General features: G+C 64.5%; 17 protein-coding genes. 9 read left to right on the top strand and 8 right to left on the bottom strand.

Annotated features, from left to right (window positions below):
* Positions 1-183: 183 nt before the first annotated feature.
* The 3 genes from rpe (at position 184) to FJ970_RS03630 (ending at position 3,743) form a co-directional block, all read left to right on the top strand.
* Positions 184-861: a ribulose-phosphate 3-epimerase gene (rpe, locus tag FJ970_RS03640; protein WP_140760356.1), complete on the top strand. Its 678-nt coding sequence runs from the start codon at positions 184-186 to the stop codon at positions 859-861.
* Positions 862-1,290: 429 nt separating this feature from the next.
* Positions 1,291-2,037: a GntR family transcriptional regulator gene (locus tag FJ970_RS03635; RefSeq protein ID WP_140760360.1), complete on the top strand. Its 747-nt coding sequence runs from the start codon at positions 1,291-1,293 to the stop codon at positions 2,035-2,037.
* Positions 2,038-2,216: 179 nt separating this feature from the next.
* Positions 2,217-3,743, top strand: a complete 1,527-nt coding sequence (locus FJ970_RS03630; RefSeq protein ID WP_140760362.1) for a malonate--CoA ligase — start codon at positions 2,217-2,219, stop codon at positions 3,741-3,743.
* Positions 3,744-3,762: 19 nt separating this feature from the next.
* Here FJ970_RS03630 and FJ970_RS03625 read toward each other — a convergent pair whose 3' ends face one another.
* From FJ970_RS03625 to FJ970_RS03605, 5 genes are read right to left on the bottom strand one after another with little or no spacing between them, the layout of a single operon-like run.
* Complete coding sequence (locus FJ970_RS03625) at positions 3,763-4,875, bottom strand: NAD(P)/FAD-dependent oxidoreductase (protein WP_140760365.1); 1,113 nt, start codon at positions 4,873-4,875, stop codon at positions 3,763-3,765.
* Between the two features lie 10 nt (positions 4,876-4,885).
* Positions 4,886-6,058, bottom strand: coding sequence for an N-acetylglucosamine-6-phosphate deacetylase (nagA, locus tag FJ970_RS03620; protein ID WP_140760367.1), 1,173 nt, complete (start codon positions 6,056-6,058; stop codon positions 4,886-4,888).
* The gene (locus tag FJ970_RS03615; protein ID WP_140760369.1) at positions 6,055-7,089 is read right to left on the bottom strand and encodes an SIS domain-containing protein; all 1,035 of its coding nucleotides are present in this window, start codon (positions 7,087-7,089) and stop codon (positions 6,055-6,057) included. The genes nagA and FJ970_RS03615 overlap by 4 nt, the downstream gene beginning before the upstream one ends.
* A complete protein-coding gene (locus FJ970_RS03610; protein WP_140760371.1) occupies positions 7,086-7,868 on the bottom strand; it encodes a GntR family transcriptional regulator in 783 nt (260 codons plus the stop codon). The genes FJ970_RS03615 and FJ970_RS03610 overlap by 4 nt, the downstream gene beginning before the upstream one ends.
* A complete protein-coding gene (locus FJ970_RS03605) occupies positions 7,865-8,746 on the bottom strand; it encodes an N-acetylglucosamine kinase (RefSeq protein WP_140760373.1) in 882 nt (293 codons plus the stop codon). Before FJ970_RS03605 ends, FJ970_RS03610 begins: the two co-directional genes overlap by 4 nt.
* 199 nt (positions 8,747-8,945) lie before the next feature.
* Here FJ970_RS03605 and FJ970_RS03600 point away from each other — a divergent pair, with 199 nt between their 5' ends.
* The 6 genes from FJ970_RS03600 to FJ970_RS03575 all read left to right on the top strand — a co-directional run bounded on the left by FJ970_RS03600 (position 8,946) and on the right by FJ970_RS03575 (position 15,770).
* Positions 8,946-9,896 (top strand): N-acetylmuramic acid 6-phosphate etherase, encoded by a 951-nt coding sequence (locus tag FJ970_RS03600; RefSeq protein WP_140760375.1) that lies wholly within the window; start codon positions 8,946-8,948, stop codon positions 9,894-9,896.
* A 117-nt stretch (positions 9,897-10,013) separates the two neighbouring features.
* Positions 10,014-11,273, top strand: a complete 1,260-nt coding sequence (locus FJ970_RS03595; protein WP_140760378.1) for an ABC transporter substrate-binding protein — start codon at positions 10,014-10,016, stop codon at positions 11,271-11,273.
* Positions 11,274-11,505: 232 nt separating this feature from the next.
* Positions 11,506-12,435 carry a carbohydrate ABC transporter permease gene (locus tag FJ970_RS03590; protein WP_140760380.1) on the top strand — a complete coding sequence of 310 codons (930 nt, stop codon included), beginning with the start codon at positions 11,506-11,508 and terminating at the stop codon, positions 12,433-12,435.
* A 218-nt stretch (positions 12,436-12,653) separates the two neighbouring features.
* Entirely contained in the window at positions 12,654-13,493 is an 840-nt protein-coding gene (locus FJ970_RS03585; protein WP_127871135.1) for a carbohydrate ABC transporter permease, read from the top strand.
* Positions 13,490-14,551 carry a Gfo/Idh/MocA family protein gene (locus FJ970_RS03580; protein WP_140760384.1) on the top strand — a complete coding sequence of 354 codons (1,062 nt, stop codon included), beginning with the start codon at positions 13,490-13,492 and terminating at the stop codon, positions 14,549-14,551. Before FJ970_RS03585 ends, FJ970_RS03580 begins: the two co-directional genes overlap by 4 nt.
* Positions 14,552-14,771: 220 nt before the next feature.
* Positions 14,772-15,770 carry an ABC transporter ATP-binding protein gene (locus tag FJ970_RS03575; protein ID WP_140760388.1) on the top strand — a complete coding sequence of 333 codons (999 nt, stop codon included), beginning with the start codon at positions 14,772-14,774 and terminating at the stop codon, positions 15,768-15,770.
* A 173-nt stretch (positions 15,771-15,943) separates the two neighbouring features.
* Here the strand turns inward: FJ970_RS03575 and FJ970_RS03570 are convergent, their stop codons facing one another.
* The 3 genes from FJ970_RS03570 to FJ970_RS03560 all read right to left on the bottom strand — a co-directional run bounded on the left by FJ970_RS03570 (position 15,944) and on the right by FJ970_RS03560 (position 20,247).
* A complete protein-coding gene (locus tag FJ970_RS03570; protein ID WP_140760391.1) occupies positions 15,944-16,789 on the bottom strand; it encodes a fumarylacetoacetate hydrolase family protein in 846 nt (281 codons plus the stop codon).
* A 194-nt stretch (positions 16,790-16,983) separates the two neighbouring features.
* Positions 16,984-17,715, bottom strand: a complete 732-nt coding sequence (locus FJ970_RS03565) for an SDR family oxidoreductase (RefSeq protein ID WP_140760392.1) — start codon at positions 17,713-17,715, stop codon at positions 16,984-16,986.
* A 159-nt stretch (positions 17,716-17,874) separates the two neighbouring features.
* Positions 17,875-20,247, bottom strand: a complete 2,373-nt coding sequence (locus FJ970_RS03560; RefSeq protein ID WP_140760394.1) for an aldehyde dehydrogenase family protein — start codon at positions 20,245-20,247, stop codon at positions 17,875-17,877.
* Between the last annotated feature and the right edge of the window lie 40 nt (positions 20,248-20,287).

Here is a 20,287-nt window from a genome sequence, read left to right as displayed (position 1 = left end):
CCCGCCGGAGCAGTCCGGCGGGTTTTCTTTATGATCAGGTCAGGTGGTGATTGGCGGCGACAAGATCGGCGCCGTGACACCACCCTGTGGAACCGCGCTTGTGCCCTCGACAAGTCGGCGGCAGCGCTTTAGGCAGTCGGTTCGGGGCGTCCGTATGAAAAGGGCGCCCGGAAAGGCCGCGAGATGAGCAAAAAAACCTTGATCGCACCGTCGGTGCTGGCATCGGATTTCTCGAAGCTTGGTGACGAGGTCGAGGCGGTGGCGGCGGCCGGTGCCGACTGGATCCATCTCGACGTGATGGATGGGCATTTCGTGCCGAACATCACTTTCGGGCCGCCTGTCATCAAGGCGATCCGCAACCGCACCAAGGCCTTTTTCGACTGCCACCTGATGATCGCGCCCGCCGATCCCTACCTCGCCGCCTTCGCCGAGGCCGGCTGCGACGGCATGACGGTGCATGCCGAGGCCGGGCCGCATCTCGACCGCTCGCTGCAGACCATCAGGAACCTCGGCAAGAAGGCCGGCGTCTCGCTCAATCCGGCGACGCCGGAAAGCGCCGTCGAATATGTGCTCGACCGGCTCGACCTGATCCTGATCATGACCGTCAATCCGGGTTTCGGCGGACAGGCCTTCATCCCGGCAATGGTCGACAAGGTGAAAAGGGTCAAGGCGTTGATCGGTGACCGGCCGATCCGCATCGAGATCGACGGCGGTGTCTCGCCGGAAACCGCGCCGCTGGTCACGTCAGCCGGCGCCGACGTGCTGGTGGCGGGTGCTGCCATCTTCAAAGGTGGCAGTGTCGAGGCTTACCGCGCCAACATCGAAGCCATTAGGACCACGGCCGACAAGGCCGCCGGCTAGAGCAATTCCAGGAAAAGTGCGTAGCGGTTTTCCCGGGAAAAGCGCGTAGCGCTTTCCCTTGGGAATTGCGGGAAAACAAAGAGTTAGAGCTGTTCGGCAATTCCAACAGACACTGAACCGCTCTGACTCGGCCCGATCGATTCGGTCGAACCTGCCACTGTCTTTGCGCGCGACAGAAAAGATGCTCGCACGGGCGCACGAGAAACATATGATTCTGCGTGCATACAAACACGTTCAGTTTCTGCTGGTTGCAGAGATATTCGAATTCCCGCGATCGGCGCGCCGATTGGGTATATTTCTTTGTTCTAAAGTACAATAGCGCGATCTTCTGCTTGAGCCGCGGAAGCGTGGCGCTGTATGGTACATGTACAGAAGGGGAGTGTTCGGACTCGAATTGCCCAAGACGACAGTTGGGGACAAGGAGTCGCTTTGACATATGGAGCTGCCAATCTGAACGACGACGGCACGGAAGCCAAGAGTACGCTTGCCAGCACGGTCTATCATCAATTGCGGGATGATCTTCTCGGCGGCGCTCTGGAAGCCCCAAGCAAGCTGCGCGTCGAATGGGTCGTTTCCAAGTATGGCGCCGGTGCCTCTCCGGTTCGCGAAGCTCTCAATCGCCTTGCCTCCGAAGGTCTCCTCGGCCGCCATGACCAGCGCGGCTTCTTCATCATGCCGGTCAGTGCGGCCGAACTCGAGGAGCTGACGCGCACGCGCTGTTGGCTCGAGGAGCGGGCGCTGCGCGAATCGATCGCCCACCGCACCCCCGAATGGGAAGAACAATTGGTGCTGGCGCTGCATCGCCTGGGGCGCGCCTCACGGCTTTCGCCGCAAAGTAGCTCGTCGCTCGATCCGGACTGGGAGAAATTGCACCGCGCCTTCCACCGGGTGCTGATCTCGGCCTGCCGGTCGCACTGGCTGGTGGGCTTCTGCGAGCAGCTTTCCGATCACGCCTACCGCTATCGCCAGATGGCCCATGACGGCGAGAGCGTCCAGCGCGACGATTTCGCCGAACACCGGCTGATTGCTGAAAATGCGCTGGACGGAAATGCGGATGGCGCCGTCCAGGCCCTGATCGATCACTACCAGCTGACCGCCGCCATGTGCATGGAACGCTTCAAGCAAGGCGAGGCAACAAAGGTCGCCGCCGGTCCGGGTCATCGCGCCCACCGTTGACGGCTGTTTGATCGTCGCGCTCTGCTGTCCCCATCCCTCGAATCTTTTCGATAGACGCCGGGCAGCCCTTTGCGGCCTTGACGGCCGGGCCGGGAAACGCGAACTCTTCGCCGCGTGCCGACCCACGGCCGGCGTCGACATTGCTGTCACCCCCAATTGCCGTCACCCTGGAAGATTTCATGAGCAATCATCTGTTCGATGCATTCTGGTCCCGGATGCCGGCGCCTGGGCATCTGTTGATGGAAACCGATGATGGGCGCTCGCTCACCTATGGCGACATGCAGGCGCAGTCGGCGCAGCTCGCGCATGCGCTGCTGCAAATGGATGTCACGCCCGGCGACCGCGTTGCCGTGCAGGTCGAGAAGAGCCCGGAGATGGTTTTGCTCTATCTCGCCTGTGTGCGCGCCGGCGCCGTCTTCCTGCCGCTCAATACCGCCTATACGCTGGCCGAGCTCGGCTATTTCTTCGACGATGCGGCGCCTCGCGTGATTGTCTGCGATCCGGCGCAGTCGGCGGATATCCGTGGGATGGTCGACCCATCCGGTGCCGTCGTGGTCACGCTCGACCGTAATGGCCAGGGATCCCTTGCGGACCAGGCATCGCGTCAGTCCTCCGATTTCCACGATGTCGAGCGCGGCGCGGACGATCTTGCGGCGATCCTCTACACGTCGGGAACGACCGGCCGTTCGAAAGGCGCCATGCTCAGCCACGAGAACCTCGCCTCGAACGCGCGGGTGCTGGTCGATCAGTGGCGCTTCACCAGGGATGACGTGCTGATCCACGCGCTGCCGATCTTCCACACGCATGGCCTGTTCGTCGCCACCAACGTCGTCCTGATGGCCGGCGCCTCGATGCTGTTCGAGCAGAAATTCGACGCCGGCCGCATCATCTCGCTGCTGCCGCGCGCCACCGCCCTGATGGGCGTGCCGACCTTCTACACCAGGCTGCTGCAGCAGGAGGGGCTGGATCGAGAGGCGGCCAAAAACATGCGGCTGTTCGTGTCCGGTTCCGCGCCGCTGCTGGCCGAAACGCACAAGGCATGGCGCGATCGTACCGGCCACGCCATTCTCGAGCGGTACGGCATGACCGAGACCAACATGAACACCTCCAATCCCTACGAAGGCGAGCGACGCGCCGGCACGGTTGGTTTCCCCTTGCCCGGCGTGTCGCTCCACATCGCCGACCCCGATAGCGGCAAGCCGCTTGCCCAGGGCGAGGTTGGCATGATCGAGGTCAAGGGTCCGAACGTGTTCGGCGGCTACTGGCGCATGCCGGAAAAGACCAAGGCGGAATTCCGCGCCGACGGCTTCTTCATCACCGGCGACCTCGGCATGATCGACGCCGACGGCTATGTCCACATCGTCGGTCGCGGCAAGGACCTGATCATCTCCGGCGGCTACAACGTCTATCCGAAGGAACTCGAAAGCGAGATCGACGCGCTCGACGGCGTCCTGGAAAGCGCCGTCATCGGCCTTGCCCATCCGGACTTCGGCGAAGGCGTCACCGCTGTCGTCGTGCGCTCACCCGCGTCGCGGATCAGCGCGGCCGAGATTCTCGACGCCATCACCGGACGCGTGGCGAAGTACAAGCATCCCAAACGGGTGATTTTCGTCGACGAACTGCCGCGCAACACGATGGGCAAGGTGCAGAAGAACTTGCTCCGCGACAGCTACAAGGATCTCTACGTGTCCGCCAAAGCCGGCTAAGCAGATATTCCGCTCCGGCTCAGGCCGGGTACAAGAGTTCGACGACATGGTCGGCGATCGCCAGGCTCGCGGTCAGGCCGGGGCTCTCGATGCCGAACAGATTGACGATCCGGCCCGCGCCATGATCGGCCGGCCCTTGGATCATGAAATCGGCTGAAGTTTGGCCCGGGCCGGACAGCTTCGGCCTGATGCCGGCATAGGCCGGCTGCAGGGCGTCGTCGGCAAGGTCGGGCCAATAGCGGCGGATCGACTCGTAGAAGACGGCGCTTCGGCCGGGGTCGACCGTGTAATCCACGCCGTCGATCCATTCGACGTCGGGGCCAAAGCGCGCATTGCCGGCAAGGTCGAGCGTCAGATGGACGCCGAGGCCGCCTTCGACCGGAACCGGATAGATCAGCCGGGAAAACGGCGACCGCCCCGGAAGCGCGAAATAATTGCCGCGCGCCAGCCACTGCCGGGGGATGAGGCCCCTTGGGAAACCCTCGATCCGGCTGGCCACCGCCTGCGCATCGAGGCCCGCGGCGTTGACGAAAGCGCCGGCCTCCAGGACGAAGGTCTCGCCATTGGCATCGCGCGTGTCGATCCGGATCGCGTCGGCTTCGATCGCTGCTCCGGCAACGGAAGTGAGGAAAGCAAAGGATGTGCCGGCGGCCTCGGCGTCGCCGCGCAGCGACAGCATCAGCGCATGGCTGTCTATGATGCCGGTCGATGGCGACAGCAACGCGGAGGCGCAGGTCAGCGCCGGTTCCAGGCGCTCGGCCTCGCCGCGCGTCAAAAGTTCGAGATCGTCGACCCCGCAGCGCTTCGCATTGGCCTCGATCGCCCGTAGCCCGTCCGCCTGGGCAGGCTCGCTGGCGACGATCAGCTTGCCGGCGCGGCGATGGCCGATATCGTGTTCGGCGCAGTAGGCGTAGAGAAGCCGGCGTCCTTCGACGCAGAGCCGGGCCTTCAGGCTGCCAGGCGCATAATAGAGCCCGGCATGGATGACTTCCGAATTGCGTGAACTGGTGACGGTGCCGATCGCGTCGGCCTTTTCGATCACCACCACCTCGCGGCCCGACAAGGCAAGCGCCCTGGCAATGGCCAGCCCGACGACGCCTGCTCCGGCGACGACACAATCGATTGTCTGCATGGCCTCGCTCTCAGCGGGAAGCGGCAGCCTCGAACACCTTGTCGCCGCCGATCCAGACGCTTCCTATGCCAAGATCGTCCGATAGCGCAACGATGTCCGCCGCCGTGCCGTTGGCGAAGCGGCCAAGCCGGCGCGACTGGCCGATCGCCTGCGCCGGATAGAGCGAAGCCATGCGCAAGGCTTCGGACAGCTCGAGCCCGACGGTGCGGTGCATGAACCGGATGGCCGAGATCATGTCGAGGTCGGCGCCCGCCAGCGTGTCGTCGGCAAGCCTGAGGCTTCCGTCCTTGCGGTAGATAGTGCGGCCGTTGAGCGCGAACGAACTCATGTCGGTGCCGATTGTCGCCATCGCGTCGGTGACCAGCACGATCCTGCCCGGCCCCTGCTTGGCATCGAGCGCGATCCTGATCGTGGCCGGATGGACATGGATGCCGTCGGCGATCAGCCCGGCCGACAAGGCGCCGATGTCGATGGCCGCGCCCGCCAGCCCGGGCTCGCGGTTGCCGATCTGGCTCATCGCGTTGAAGAGGTGCGTGACGACGCTGGCGCCGGCCTCGGCGAAGGCTTTTGCCGTGGCATGGCCCGTATCCGAGTGGCCGAGGCTGACGATGATCCCGGCCTTGGCCAAGGCCGTGACCCGGGCCGCATCGACGGATTCGGGCGCGATCGTGGTCAGCAGCACCGGCAATTTGTTGCGCGCCGCGATCAGCATGGCCTGGTCGGCGTCCGTCATCGGCCGGATCAGCGCCGGATCATGCGCACCCTTGCGGGCGATCGACAGATGCGGACCTTCCAGATGCAGGCCGAGAAAACCCGGCACTTTTTGCAGCGCTGCCGCTTCGCCGGCGGCGATTGCCGCGGCGGTGATCGCGGGCGTGTCGGTGATCAGCGTCGGCAGCAGCGCCGTCGTGCCGAACGGCGCATGCGCGCGGCAGATGGTTTCGATGGAAGCGACATCGGGATGGTCGTTGAGCATCACTCCGCCGCCGCCATTGACCTGGATGTCGACGAAGCCCGGCGCCAGCATGCCGCCACCAGTGTCGATGGCGCGGATATCCCCCGGAAGCGCGCCTTGCGGCAGCATGGCCTCGACGAGGCCGTCGCGCACGACGAGGGCTGAGCCTTCATGCCAGTCGTCGCCGTCGAAGATGCGGGCGCCAGTCAGGGCAAAACGGTCGCTCATACGGTCTCCGTCACCTTGCGAAGGTTGCGCGGCGCGTCCGGGTCGAGGCCGCGATGCCGGGCAAAGGCCTCGACGAACATGTAGAAGGAGACGATCAGCGTCAGCGGATCGGTCAACGGGTGACCGGTGGCGACATGCGGCAGGCGCGTGGCGCGATTGGCGAGCGCCGAGGTGACGAACACCGGCGCGCCCTTGGCCGCCAGGCTGTCGGCCGCTTCGGCGACGGAGGGCTCGGACGCGTCGCGCGCGGCCAGCGCCAGCACTGGAAAGTCGGGGCCGATCAGCGCCAGCGGACCATGCATGACTTCGGCCGCGCTATAGGCCTCGGCATGCATGCCGCAGGTCTCCTTGAACTTCAGCGCTGCCTCGTTGGCCATCGCCGCCGACGGGCCGCGGCCGAGAATGAACAGCGACTTCTGCTTCTCGATCGTCTCGGCCAGCACGCTCATCCAGTCGCAGGCGATCGCCTTGCCGAAATGCTCGGGCAGGCGGGCAAGTGCCGCGAGAAGCGCTTCATCGCCGGTCGCATGCGCCATCAGGGCAAGACCGGCAACGGCGGAGTTGATGAAGGTCTTGGTTGCCGCGACGCTGCGCTCGGGACCGGCCAGGATGTCGATGGCGAAATCCGAGGCCCGCGCGAGCGGCGAATCGGCGGTATTGGTGACGGCGATGGTCAGCGCGCCGCCGGCCCGGGCGGTTTCGGCCATGGCGACGATGTCAGGGCTCTTGCCCGACTGCGAGATCGCCAGGCAGGCCGAGCCACCGAGCCGGAGCTTGCGGCCGTAGATCGAGGCGATGGAGGGGCCGACCGAGGCGACCGCAAGGCCCGCGGTTAGTTCCACGGCATATTTCATGAAGGTGGCGGCATGGTCGGACGAACCACGCGCCACGGTGACGACGAAATGTGGGTCGCGTTCCCTGATGCCGCGCCCGGCTTCGGCCAGCACCGCTCCCGAGCCGTCGAGCAGGCGGGCGACGGCCTGCGGGATCTCCTCGATCTCGCGCTGCATATGGGTGGTGTTGGCAATCATGGTCGGCTCTCTTCGCTCGGCCCTGTCAGCCGCAGTTCGGTGACGAAATCATAGGCGTCGCCCCGGTAGATGGAGCGGGTGAATTCGATCACCTTGCCGCTCGCCAGATAGGAAATACGCTCGATGTGCAGGCCGGCAATACCCGGCGGCACTTCGAGCAGGCGCGCATCGCCATCGCCGAGATTGGCGGCGGCGATGCGTTGCACCGCCCGCACCGGCCGGTTGCCGGTCAGTTCCAGTGCCGCGTAGAGCGAGGAGCCGATGCCGGCCGGATCGGGCAGCACGCTGGCCGACAGCGAGGCGCGTTCGATCGCCAGCGGCGTATCGTTGGCGATGCGCAGGCGCGCCACGCGCGCCACCAGCTCGTTCGACGACAGGCCTAGCACCATCATCTCGTCGGGCGACGGCGCGTAGAGGCCGCGGTCGAGCCAGGCCGAACGCACCGCCATGCCGCGCCGCGCCATGTCCTCGGTGAAGGAAGTCAGCCGCGACAGCGACTGCTCGACGCGCTCCATGCGCGGCGCCACGAAGGTGCCGGAGCCGTGGCGCTGCACCAATATGCCGCCCTTGACCAGGTCCTGCACCGCCTTGCGCACGGTGACGCGTGAAATGTCGGCCTTGGTGGCGATGTCGCGCTCGGATGGCAGCGCGTCGCCCGGGCCGATCAGCCCGCGATTGACGGCGTCCTCGATGCTTTTGCGCAGCTGCAGGTAAAGCGGCGCGCCGCTTTGCGAGGATTGTTTGAGGGCGGCGAAGATCTGGTCGGCGGCATCGCTCATCGCGCCGCCCCCAAGTGCCCAGTGAAAAGGCGCGCCGCCATCTGCACCGCGCCGCCAAGCGCATCGTCGAGCGGTTCCTTCAGCAAGGCGCGGTAGCGCGCCGACAGGCGCGGCGCATAGAGCGGCGCCAGCCCGCCAAGCAGGCAGAGCGGCGCGCCGGCGGCGAGGTCGAGCGCGCCGAGCGAGGCCTCGACATCGGCGACCGCCTTGTCGAGGATCCAGTTGGCGACGATGTCGCCTTTTTGCGCGTGCTCGAACACTTTCGGCGCGAAGCCGCCGAAATCGCCTGGCTTGGCGTTGGTGGTGAATTCGACCACGTCCTCGGGATTGTTGCGGAAAACGGCCATCATGCTGTCGGTCAGCGGCGAGGCCTGGCGCACGCCGTCATGCGCCAGCAATGTCTGTTCCAGCAGGTCGCGGCCGATGCGGGCGCCGCTGCCCTGGTCGCCGACCTGGAACCCCCAGCCGCCGATGGCACGCGATTTGCCATTTTTGCGCGCCATATAGGCGGTGCCGGTGCCAAGGATCGCCATCGCGCCGTCGCCGGAACCGACCGCGCCTTCGAGCGCGATCTCCGCATCGGTCTCGACGCGGCTGGTGCTGAACGGCAGGATCGCTTCGAGCTGCTGCCGGTAGGTGCCGACATTGGCGCCGGCAAGGCCGAGAATGGCCGGTGTTTGCGGGATCAGGTCCGGATCCTGCCCGGCGGCGATGAAAGCCTGCCGCGCCGCATCGACGATGTTCGAGCGGGCGCCGGTGAGGTCGGTGCGGATGTTGGCGGCGCCGCTTTTGGCACGGCCGACAACAACGCCGTCCGCTGTAGCCAGTGCGGCCCTGCAGCTGGTGCCGCCGCCATCGATGCCGAGCACGAATTTCACGCGATTTCTCCTCCGGGCGGATAATACCAATAAAATACCAATAGCCAAGGGTTAATTTCCGTTTCAAAAAGATTAAGCCGTATTTTACTGAAAAAGCTGCTCAATTCGTCGGCTCGGCGATTTCCTGTCCGCGAATTCGTTAATGCGTGTGGACAAGTGGTATTTTTTTGGTATTGTTTTCGAAGTTGGAGGAACTGGGATGGCCGAAATGCGCACCGAAGCGCTGCATGGGAATGCCGAGGGACTGGATATCCAGGCTCCCGAAGCGATCCTCGGCTCGCTGGCCGATGCGCAGGTCGAGGCCGCGAAGGCCGTCCGCAACGCCATTCCCTCCATCGCCAGGGCAGCCGAGATCATTGCCGGCAGCCTGAGCAGCGGCGGCAAACTTGCCTATGCCGCGGCCGGCAGCTCCGGCCTGATGGCGCTGGCCGACGCGCTGGAACTGCCCGGCACGTTCGGCCTCCAGCGCGACCGCATCGTCATGCTGATCGCCGGCGGCGACGAAGCTTTCAAAACACTGGCCGGCGGACCCGAGGATGATGCCGAGGAGGCCTCGACCGCGGTCGCCAATGCCGGCATCGGCGCGGGCGATTGCCTGATCGCTCTTTCGGCCAGCGGCACGACGCCCTATGCGGTGCGCGCCATCGAGGACGCGCGGCGCCGGGGTGCCGCCACCATCGGCGTCGCCAACAACAGGGACTCGGCTCTGCTCAGGCAGGCCGACACCGCCATCCTGCTCGAAACGCCGCCGGAAGTCATCGCCGGCTCGACCCGCATGGGCGCCGGAACGGCGCAGAAGATCGCCCTCAACATGCTGTCGACGCTGACCGCCATCCATCTCGGCCATGTTCATGACGGCTACATGGTCAACCTCATGGCCGACAACATGAAGCTGCGCGACAGGGCGGCGCGGATGGTCGCCGCCATCAGCGGCGCGAGCCGCGAAGAGGCTGCCAGCCTGCTCGAAAAGAGCGGCGGCGCCGTCAAGACCGCCATTCTGCTCGCCGCCGGCGCCGACAGCGCCGACGCCGCGCGGAAGATACTGGAACGGACGGGCCATAAGCTGCGGCCAGCCCTTTCCGCGCTGGGGCATGATCCCGAAAACTGGAAACCGCTTTTCGGAAAAGATCATGCTCGAACAAAGAAATAGAGCCTGTTTCATCCCGATTTCGATCGGGGTGAAACGGGCTTGCGAGGGGAACAAGGGCTCCAAAGCCTAGGTTCTCATCAAAACCGAACCTGAAAAAGGTCAACAGGGAGACTGAGCATGACAACGAAACTACTGACGGCACTGCTTCTGGGCACAAGCATTCTCGGCTCGGCCGGGATGGCTCACGCCGAGGACGTAACGCTCAACATCGAAAGCTGGCGCGGCGACGACCTTGCCATCTGGAAGGACAAGCTGATCCCGGCCTTCGAAGCCAAGAACCCCGGCATCAAGGTGGTGTTCGCCCCCTCGGCTCCGACCGAATATGACGCCGCGCTCGGCGCCAAGCTCGCCGCCGGCTCGGCCGGCGACCTGATCACCTGCCGCCCGTTCGACAAGTCGCTCGAACTGTTCAAGAAGGGCAACCTTGCCGATCTCTCGGCGCTGCCCGGCATGGAAAACTTCTCGCCCGTCGCCAAGTCCGCCTGGCAGACCGATGACGGCAAGGCGAGCTTCTGCGTGCCGATGGCGTCGGTCATCCACGGCTTCATCTACAACAAGGACGCCTTCGAAAAGCTCGGCATCAAGGTGCCGCAGACCCGCGACGAGTTCTTCGCCGCGCTCGACAAGATCAAGGCCGACGGCACCTATATCCCGATGGCGATGGGCACCAAGGACCTCTGGGAAGCCGCGACCATGGGCTACCAGAACATCGGCCCCAACTACTGGAAGGGCGAGGACGGCCGCAAGGCGCTGATCAAGGGCGATCAGAAGCTGACCGACAAGGACTGGGTCGCTCCGTATGAGGAACTGGCCAAGTGGAAGCCATATCTGGGCGACGGTTTCGAAGCCCAGACCTATCCGGACAGCCAGAACCTGTTCACCCTCGGCCGCGCCGCCATCTACCCGGCCGGCTCGTGGGAAATCGGCCTGTTCAACACCCAGGCCCAGTTCAAGATGGGCGCCTTCCCGCCGCCGGTCGAGAAGGCCGGAGACACCTGCTACATCTCCGACCATACTGATATCGGCATGGGCCTGAACGCAGCCTCCAAGCACGCGGACGCGGCCAAGACCTTCCTGTCCTGGGTGGCCTCGCCGGATTTCGCCACCATCTACGCCAACGCGCTGCCGGGCTTCTTCAGCCTGAACTCCTCGCCGGTGAAGATGCAAGACCCGCTGGCGCAGGAATTCGTCTCCTGGCGCGGCAAGTGCAAGTCGACGATCCGCTCGACCTATCAGATCCTGTCGCGCGGCACGCCGAACCTCGAAAACGAGACCTGGGTTGAATCGGCCAACGTCATCAACGGCACCGACACGCCCGAGGCCGCGGCCAAGAAGCTGCAGACCGGTCTCGACAGCTGGTATAAGCCCGCCAAGTAAGAGCTCAGGCAACGGAATCGGCTGGGCGCATGCCCGGACGGTTCCGGATTATCCTGTTTTCATATTGCGATTGTCGGCTCTGCCTCTCGGCCTTACCCTGCTCTTATTGGGGAAGGCTGGCTGATCAGTCGCAGGCCTTTGTCTTGCCGCACCGGGCAAGGTTTGGGCGATGCATCGAGGCATCATCTAGTATCACATCATCTGGAACCGAGAGACGGCGGGGACCGAACTCATGGCCGCACAAACACGACCGAAAAGACCGTTCCGCTGGCATATCGCCGTTTTCCTGGCGCCGGCGGTGCTGGTCTATACGGCAATCATGATCCTGCCGCTCGCCGGCACGCTGCAGCTCTCGCTGTTCCGAAACGTCGAGCAGTCCCAGATCTTCGTCGGCCTGGACAATTTCCGCACACTGTTCGGCGACCCCAACTGGTCGGTGAATTTCTGGAACGCGCTGCGCAACAATGTCTGGTTCTTCATCATCCACATGCTGGTGCAGAACCCGGTCGGCGTGCTTTTGGCGGCGCTCCTGTCCAGCCCGAAGCTCCGGTTCTCGGCCTTCTACCGCACCGCGATTTTCGTGCCGACCATCCTGTCCTTCGTCATCGTCGGCTTTGCCTGGAAGCTGATCCTGTCGCCGCTGTGGGGCGTGGCGCCGCATCTGCTCGATTTCGTCGGCCTGAAGAGCCTGTTCACGCCGTGGCTCGGCAAGGAGCAATACGCGCTGACCGCGCTCAGCCTTATCTCGGTGTGGCAGTTCATCGGCATCCCGATGATGCTGATCTATGCCGCGCTGCTGTCGATCCCCGAAGAGGTGATCGAGGCCGCCGAATGCGACGGGATCACCGGCCTGTCGCAGTTCTGGAAGATCAAGCTGCCGCTGATCCTGCCGTCGATCGGCATCATCTCGATCCTCACCTTCGTCGGCAATTTCAACGCCTTCGACCTGATCTACACCGCGCAAGGCGCGCTCGCCGGACCGAATTATTCGACCGATATTCTCGGCACCTTCCTCTACCGCGCCTTCTTCGGCTTCCAGCTACAGGTCGGCGACCCCAACATGGGCGCGACCATCGCCACGATCATGTTCCTGATCATCCTCGGCGGTGTCTGCGTCTACCTCTTCCTCATCCAGACGCGCCTGCGTCGCTACCAGTTCTGAGGGGCGGAAATGTCACGGCTGAACACCCCCCTCTGGCCTGCCGGCCATCTCCCCCGCAAGGGGGGAGATCAGATGTCGCTACTGCTTTCGCCAATCGCCAACGTTGCAAAGTGGGCGGCAAGGCCAACGCTGCCGATCTCCCCCCTTGAGGGGGAGATGTCCGGCAGGACAGAGGGGGGTGCCTTGGCGCCAACCTCTCTGTGCAGGGAGGTTTTCCAATGAGCATCGCCACCCGTTCGCTCCCCCGCACCATCGGCGCCCACGCGATCCTGCTGACCTATACGGTGATCGCGCTTTTCCCGGTGGTCCTGGTCATCATGAATTCGTTCAAGTCCCGCGCCGGCATCTTCGGCGCGCCGCTGACGCCGCCGACGCCGAAGACCTTCGACATGATCGGCTACACCACGGTGATCGGCCAGGGCGACTTCATCCATTATTTCCAGAACAGCCTCGTCGTCACCGTCGGCTCGCTGTTCTTCGTGCTGCTGTTCGGCGCCATGGCGGCGTTCGCGCTGTCGGAATACCGCTTTCGCGGCAACACGCTGATGGGGCTCTACCTGGCGCTCGGCATCATGATCCCGATCCGCCTCGCCACCGTCGCCATCCTGCAATTGATGGTGGCGAGCGGGCTGGTCAATACGCTGACGGCGCTGATCCTGGTCTACACCGCGCAAGGCCTGCCGCTGGCCGTTTTCATCCTGTCCGAATTCATGAAGCAGGTGTCCGACGATCTGAAGAATGCCGGCCGCATCGACGGCCTGTCGGAATACACCATCTTCTTCCGCCTGGTGGTGCCGCTCGTGCGGCCGTCGATGGCGACCGTCGCCGTCTTCACCATGATCCCCATCTGGAACGATCTGTGGTTCCCGCTGATCCTGGCGCCATCCGAAGAGACCAAGACGGTGACGCTCGGCGCCCAGCTTTTCCTCGGCCAGTTCGTCACCAATTGGAACGCCATCCTGGCCGCGCTGTCGCTGGCGATCCTGCCGGTGCTGATCCTCTATGTCATCTTCTCGCGGCAGCTGATCCGCGGCATTACGTCGGGAGCCGTCAAGTGAGTTCGCAAGCCCCTCTTCGTGTAGTCGTCGCCGGTCTCGGCAATATGGGCCGCAGCCATGCGCTGGCCTACCACACCAATCCGGGTTTTCAGATCGCGGCGCTGGTCAACCGCTCCGACGTGCCATTGCCTGGCGGGCTGTCCGGCTATGGCATCAGGCGGTCCTTCGACGACGCCCTGCGCGAGGAAAAACCCGACGTCGCCTGCATCGCCACCTATTCGGACAGCCATGCCGACTATGCGGTGAGAGCGTTCGAGGCCGGCTGCCACGTCTTCGTCGAAAAGCCGCTGGCAACGACGGTGGCGGATGCCAGGCGCGTCGTCGCCGCCGCCAAGGCCAACGGCCGAAAACTGGTGATCGGCTACATCCTGCGCCATCACCCGTCCTGGATCAGGTTGATCGCCGAGGCGCGCAAGCTCGGCGGTCCCTACGTGTTCCGCATGAACCTCAACCAGCAATCCTCGGGCCATACCTGGGAGACGCACAAGCAGTTGATGCAGACGACCTCGCCGATCGTTGACTGCGGCGTGCACTATCTCGACGTCATGCTGCAGATCACCGATGCGAAGCCAGTCGAGGTGCGCGGCATGGGGGTGCGGCTGACCGACGAGGTGGCGCCCTCCATGTACAATTACGGCCATCTGCAGGTGCTGTTCGACGACGGTTCGGTCGGCTGGTACGAGGCCGGCTGGGGTCCGATGATTTCCGAGACGGCCTTCTTCGTGAAGGATGTCATGTCGCCAAAGGGCTGCGTGTCGATCGTCATGAAGGAAGGCGTCAAGTCCGACGACATCGACACCCATACCAAGACCTCGACCATCCGTCTGCACAGCGCCGCAACCGGGCCGGACGGCAAATTCGCCAGGCCGGACGAGATGCTGTCGATGGAGGGCGAACCCGGCCATCAGGACCTCTGCGATCTCGAACAGGCTTTTGTCCTCAAGGCGATCCGCGAGGATATCGATCTCACCAGACACATGGACGACGCGGTGCGATCGCTCGCCGTCTGCCTTGCCGCCGACGAGAGCGTGCGCAGCGGCAAGGCGGTGCGACTGTGATGAGGCTGTTGTCGTCCGCGCCCTACGGCGCCCCCCTCTGGCCTGCCGGCCATCTCCCCCTCAAGGGGGGAGATCGGCTGTCTCGTTTGCCTTCGCCAATCACCAACATTGCAAGAAGAATGCCTGGGTCGACGCTGCCAATCTCCCCCCTTGAGGGGGAGATGGCCGGCAGGCCAGAGGGGGGTGCTTTCGCGCCCACTCATCAATTTGGAGGACTGCCGTGGGCTCGCTGAAGATCGAGAATGTGAAGAAGGCTTTTGGGCCGGTCGAGGTGCTGAAGGGCATCGACCTCGAAGTGACGGATGGCGAGTTCGTCGTCTTCGTCGGCCCTTCGGGCTGCGGCAAGTCGACCTTGCTCCGCGTCATCGCCGGGCTGGAGGATTCGACCTCCGGCCGGGTGCTGATCGATAGCGAGGATGTCTCCGTCACCCCGCCTGCCAAGCGCGGCATCGCCATGGTGTTTCAGACCTATGCGCTCTATCCGCATCTGACGGTGAAGAACAATATGGGCCTCGGCCTCAAGCAGGCGAACACCCCTGCGACGGAGATCGACCGTCGCATCGGCATCGCCTCGTCCATGCTGTCGCTGGAGCCCTATCTCGAAAGGCGGCCGGCGGAACTCTCCGGCGGCCAGCGCCAGCGCGTCGCCATCGGCCGCGCCGTAGTGCGCGAACCAAAGCTGTTCCTGTTCGATGAGCCTTTGTCGAACCTTGACGCGGCACTGCGCGTCAACACGCGGCTGGAAATCGCGCAGCTGCATCGCCGGCTGAAGGCGACGATGATCTACGTCACCCACGACCAGGTCGAGGCGATGACGCTCGCCGACAAGATCGTCGTGCTCAACGCCGGAAAGATCGAGCAGATCGGCGGCCCGATGGAGCTCTACAATTCGCCGGCAAACGAATTCGTCGCCGGTTTCATCGGTTCGCCGAAGATGAATTTCGTCGACGGCGCCCGGCTCGGCGAGACGGCCAAGACCATCGGCGTGCGGCCGGAGCACCTGACCGTCGATCCGAAATCGGGCGCCTGGAAAGGCACTGTCGTCCACGCCGAGCATCTCGGCGCCGACACCAATCTTTATCTCGATTGCGAGAAGGCCGGGCTGATCACCGTGCGGATTTTCGGCGTGTACGACGCGGAGCCGGGTGCGACGCTTTACGCGACGCCGGATCCGGCGAAGACGTATCGGTTCGGGGCTGACGGGAAGGTGCTGAAGTAGGCAGGCGCCGACGCTTCTTGCCTTCTCCCCTTGTGGGAGAAGGTGGCCGCGAAGCGGCCGGATGAGGGGTGCTCCAGCTTGGCAATGACGGCGATCCGTCACGCACCCCTCAACCGTCTCGGCGCTGCGCGCCGATCCACCTTCTCCCACAAGGGGAGAAGGAAAGGGCGCCCTTAAATATCAGCCCTGAACGTCTGCTTCTGCTGGCCGAGCCCTTCGATGCCCAGTTCCACCACGTCGCCGGCCTTCAAGAACACCGGCGGCTTCATGCCGAGGCCGACGCCGGGCGGGGTGCCTGTCGAAATAATGTCGCCGGGGTGCAGCGACATGAACTGGCTGAGGTAGGAGACGAGGTAGGCAACGCCATAGACCATGGTCCTGGTCGAGCCGTTCTGCATCGTCTTGCCGTTGACGGTCAGCCACATTTTCAGATTCTGCGGGTCGGCCACTTCATCCTTGGTCACCAGCCACGGGCCGGTCGGGCCGAACGTGTCGCAGCTCTTGCCCTTGGTCCACTGGCCCTGGCGCTCGGCCTGGAAGGCGCGTTCGGACACGTCATGGGCGACGCAGTAGCCGGCGACGTAGTCGAGCGCGTCGGCCTCGCTGACGTATTTCGCGGTTTTGCCGATGACCACGCCGAGCTCGACTTCCCAGTCGGTCTTCTCGGAGCCGCGCGGGATCAGCACGTCGTCGTCCGGGCCGACGATGGCCGAGCTTGCCTTCATGAAGATGATCGGCTCAGGCGGCACGGTGGCGCCGGTCTCGGCGGCGTGGTCGGAATAGTTGAGGCCGATGCAGATGAACTTGCCGGTGCCGGCAACGCAGGCGCCAAGGCGCGGCTTGCCGGGAACCACCGGCAGCGACTTCGCGTCGAGCTTCGACAGCATGTCCAGCGACGCCGGATGAAGCGTGGTGCCGGCAATATCGGCGACATGGGCGGAGAGATCGCGGATCGTTCCATCCGCATCGAGCAGGCCGGGACGTTCGCTCCCCATCTCGCCATAGCGCAGCAGTTTCATGCATCTTCTCCTGATTGCGACCTCGTGGCCGTTCTAAAACTCTCCGCCGAGGCATCAGCCCTTCCGGAACCGGGCGGACCGTAGCCACCGGCCTGCTTCACGACAAGCGCGGACAGCCTGCTTTGACGGCCGGCTAGCCGGTTTTCAGACTTCCCGATCCTTCGTCAAGCCCGATCTTTGTCCCCGGGCGGCGCTCAGATCGACCAGCCACCGTCGATATTATAGGCCTGCCCCGATGTGTAAGTGGCGCCGGCCAGATACACGGCGAGATCGGCAATCTCTTCCGGTGTGCCGAGCCGGCCCATCGGCTGGCGGGCGATGAAGGCAGCGCGGGCGGCGTCATAGTCGCCCTGGGCATGCATGCGGTCCTGCAGCGACGGGCTTTCGACCGTGCCGGGGCAGATGGCGTTGCAGCGTATGCCCTTGCCGACATAGTCGGCCGCGACCGCCTTGGTCAGGCCGATGACCGCCGCCTTGGTAACGCCATAGGCGAAGCGGTTCGGCACACCCTTGGTCGAGCTGGCGAGCGAGGCCATGTTGATGATCGATCCGTCGCCACGCTCCAGCATGCCGGGCAGCACGGCGCGGATGGTGCGGATCATGGCGCGCACGTTGAGATTGAAGGCGAAATCGAGATCGGCGTCCTTCATCTCCAGGATCGAGCCCGAATGAACGAAGCCGGCGCAGTTGAACAGCACGTCGACGGCGCCGATCTCGGCAAAGGCGGCGTTGACCGCCTCGTCGTTGAGCACGTCGACCTTGCGAGTCTTGATGCCGGAGGTCCTGGCGAGTTCCGCCAGCAGCGTCTCGTTGATGTCGGTGGCGTGGACGGTGGCGCCAGCCTTGGCGAAGGCCAGCGCGCTTGCCTTGCCGATGCCTTGCGCCGCTGCCGTGATGACAACGACCTTGCCTGCCAGATCCGCCATGTTTTCCTCGCCTGCTTGGGTCAACTGCCTCTATCGGCGGCCGGCGAAGGCGTCATGTGCCAGTCAGGCGCCATTATGCGGCCTGTGCCAGTTCACTGATAAAGATGTTTTTTCTCGTTAAAGAACATATACCCGCCCGTCAAGCCCGAACGACAGCGTTCAATCGCCATAAGGCACCCAGACATTCTTCACCTCGATGGCGCGGCGCAGCAACGCGTCGCCGGCGGCTTCTTCCGAGGCCCAGTCGAGGCTGCGGCCATTGCCGCTCCACACGCGCTTGAGATTGCCGATGGAGTCGGCTTCCGCCTTGGCGCAGGTATCGGCGTCAGCAAACAGCCAGAGCCCGTCGACGTCGTCGTGCTTGGCCAGCACGCCGGCAAGTTCGGCGCTGCGGCCGGTGACGATGTTGATGGCGCCGGCCGGCACGTCGGAATATTCGATGACCTGATAGAGATCGGTGGCCAGCAGCGGATACCGTTCCGACGGCACGGCGACCACCATGTTGCCCATGGCCAGCGCCGGCGCGACCAGCGAGATGAAGCCGAGCAGGGGCTGATTGTCCGGCGCGACGATGCCGACGACGCCGACCGGCTCGTGCAGTGCCAGCGTCACGGCCCTGGCTGGCGGCTGGTGGACGCGGCCTTCGAACTTGTCGGCAAGGCCGGCATAGAGGAACAGCCGTTCGATCGAGAGTTCCACCTCGTCCCGCGCGGCCTTGGCATTGGCGCCTGTCAACTCGGCAAGGCGGGCGGCAAACTCGCTTGCACGGCCGGAAAGGTTTTCGGCCAGGTAATAAAGCACCTGGGACCTGTTATAGGCGGTCGCTTCCGGCCAGCTCTTGCAGGCGCGGGCGGCCGAAACCGCATCGCGGATATCCTTGCGGCTGCCGAGCCCGACCTCGCCGGCAAGCTTGCCCTTGGCGGTGGCGACGGCAATCGAGTAATTGCCGTCCGGACGCACCTGCTTGCCGCCGATGAACAGCTTAGCCGTGCGGTCGATATCAGCGCCATCCGTCTGATCGACGGGCTGCGCCGAAGACGTCGCCGGCTTGATCACCGGGCCTAGCGGCAGTTTCGCCGAAAGATACTCGAACATGCCTTCGCGCCCGCCTTCGCGGCCGAAGCCGCTCTCGCGGTAGCCGCCAAAGCCGCAGGCAGCGTCGAACATGTTGGTGCCGTTGACCCAGACCACGCCGGCCTTCAATTGCGGCGCCACATGGAGGGCAAGGTTGACGTTCTCGCTCCACACCGAGGCCGCCAGCCCATAGCGCGTGTTGTTGGCGAGCTCGATCGCTTCCTCGGTGTTGCGGAAGGTCATGGTGGCGAGCACCGGCCCGAACACCTCTTCCTGCGCCAGGATATTAGCCGGCGAAACACCCGTTGCAAGCGTCGGCAGGTGATAGTAACCCGACGACGGCAGCGCCGCGTCCGGCTGCCAGCAGACGGCGCCCTGCCTGGCGCCCTCGGCGATCAGCCCCTTGACTCGGTCGAGCTGGGTCAGGTCGACCAGCGGGCCGATATCGGTGTTCTTGTCGAGCGGGCTGCCGACACGCAGCCGGCTCATCCGCGTCTTGACCTTGGCGATCAAGGCGTCGGCGATGCCTTCCTGCACCAGCAGGCGCGAACCAGCGCAGCAGACTTGGCCCTGGTTGAACCAGATGCCGTCGACCAGCCCTTCGACGGCGCTGTCGAGATCGGCGTCCTCGAAGACGATGAAGGCCGACTTGCCGCCGAGCTCCAGCGACAGTTTTTTGCCCGACCCGACGGTGGCTTTCCGAATGATCTTGCCGACTTCCGACGAACCGGTGAAGGCGATCTTCTGGATGCCGGGATGGTTGACGATGGCCGCACCTGCTTCCGGACCGCCCTGCACGATATTGACGACGCCCTTCGGCACGCCGGCACGTTCGCAGATCTCGGCGAACAGGATCGATGTGAGCGGCGTGAATTCGGCCGGCTTCAGCACCACGGTGCAGCCCGCCGCAAGCGCCGGCGCGATCTTCCAGGCCAGCATCAGCAGCGGGAAATTCCACGGGATGATCTGGCCGACGACGCCGACACCCTTGTGGCCGGGGAAATCCCGGTCCAGCGCCTGCGCCCAGCCGGCATGATGAATGAAATGGCGGATCGCCAGCGGCACGTCGATATCGCGGCTTTCGCGGATCGGCTTGCCGTTGTCGATTGTCTCAAGCACGGCGAACAGGCGCTGGTGGCGCTGCATGGCCCGGCCGATGGCGTAGAGCACTTTCGCGCGCTGGTAGCCCGAACTGGCGCTCCATTTCGGTAGCGCCTTGGTGGCCGCAGCGACCGCCGCGTCGATATCGGCGGCATTGGCGTCGGAGACTTTGGCCAGCAGCTTGCCGGAAGACGGTTCGCTGGTGTCGAAAGTCTTGCCGCCACTGGCGGCTTTCCAGTCGCCGCCGATGAACAGCGCCTTGCCGAATTCGCGCGCCGCGAGCCAGGCATCCGCCTCGTTGCGGGCCTCCGGCGCCGGGCCGTATTCCATGGCGTGATAGCGTTCGAGAATGTTCATGGGGCGCTCCAGATAATTGTCTCGGGAAGCATTTCTTCGC

It is taken from the genome of Mesorhizobium sp. B2-1-8 (assembly GCF_006442545.2).
In the GTDB taxonomy this organism is placed as follows: domain Bacteria; phylum Pseudomonadota; class Alphaproteobacteria; order Rhizobiales; family Rhizobiaceae; genus Mesorhizobium.
The sequence above is the reverse complement of the archived record's forward strand: the minus strand, read 5'-3'. Positions and strand labels throughout refer to the sequence as shown.

Excerpts from the sequence above, each read along its gene's own strand:
- rpe (WP_140760356.1), top strand. The coding sequence starts at position 184 with ATGAGCAAAAAAACCTTGATCGCACCGTCGGTGCTGGCATCGGATTTC.
- FJ970_RS03630 (WP_140760362.1), top strand. The coding sequence starts at position 2,217 with ATGAGCAATCATCTGTTCGATGCATTCTGGTCCCGGATGCCGGCGCCT.
- FJ970_RS03625 (WP_140760365.1), bottom strand. The coding sequence starts at position 4,875 with ATGCAGACAATCGATTGTGTCGTCGCCGGAGCAGGCGTCGTCGGGCTG.
- nagA (WP_140760367.1), bottom strand. The coding sequence starts at position 6,058 with ATGAGCGACCGTTTTGCCCTGACTGGCGCCCGCATCTTCGACGGCGAC.
- FJ970_RS03615 (WP_140760369.1), bottom strand. The coding sequence starts at position 7,089 with ATGATTGCCAACACCACCCATATGCAGCGCGAGATCGAGGAGATCCCG.
- FJ970_RS03610 (WP_140760371.1), bottom strand. The coding sequence starts at position 7,868 with ATGAGCGATGCCGCCGACCAGATCTTCGCCGCCCTCAAACAATCCTCG.
- FJ970_RS03600 (WP_140760375.1), top strand. The coding sequence starts at position 8,946 with ATGGCCGAAATGCGCACCGAAGCGCTGCATGGGAATGCCGAGGGACTG.
- FJ970_RS03595 (WP_140760378.1), top strand. The coding sequence starts at position 10,014 with ATGACAACGAAACTACTGACGGCACTGCTTCTGGGCACAAGCATTCTC.
- FJ970_RS03590 (WP_140760380.1), top strand. The coding sequence starts at position 11,506 with ATGGCCGCACAAACACGACCGAAAAGACCGTTCCGCTGGCATATCGCC.
- FJ970_RS03585 (WP_127871135.1), top strand. The coding sequence starts at position 12,654 with ATGAGCATCGCCACCCGTTCGCTCCCCCGCACCATCGGCGCCCACGCG.
- FJ970_RS03570 (WP_140760391.1), bottom strand. The coding sequence starts at position 16,789 with ATGAAACTGCTGCGCTATGGCGAGATGGGGAGCGAACGTCCCGGCCTG.
- FJ970_RS03565 (WP_140760392.1), bottom strand. The coding sequence starts at position 17,715 with ATGGCGGATCTGGCAGGCAAGGTCGTTGTCATCACGGCAGCGGCGCAA.
- FJ970_RS03560 (WP_140760394.1), bottom strand. The coding sequence starts at position 20,247 with ATGAACATTCTCGAACGCTATCACGCCATGGAATACGGCCCGGCGCCG.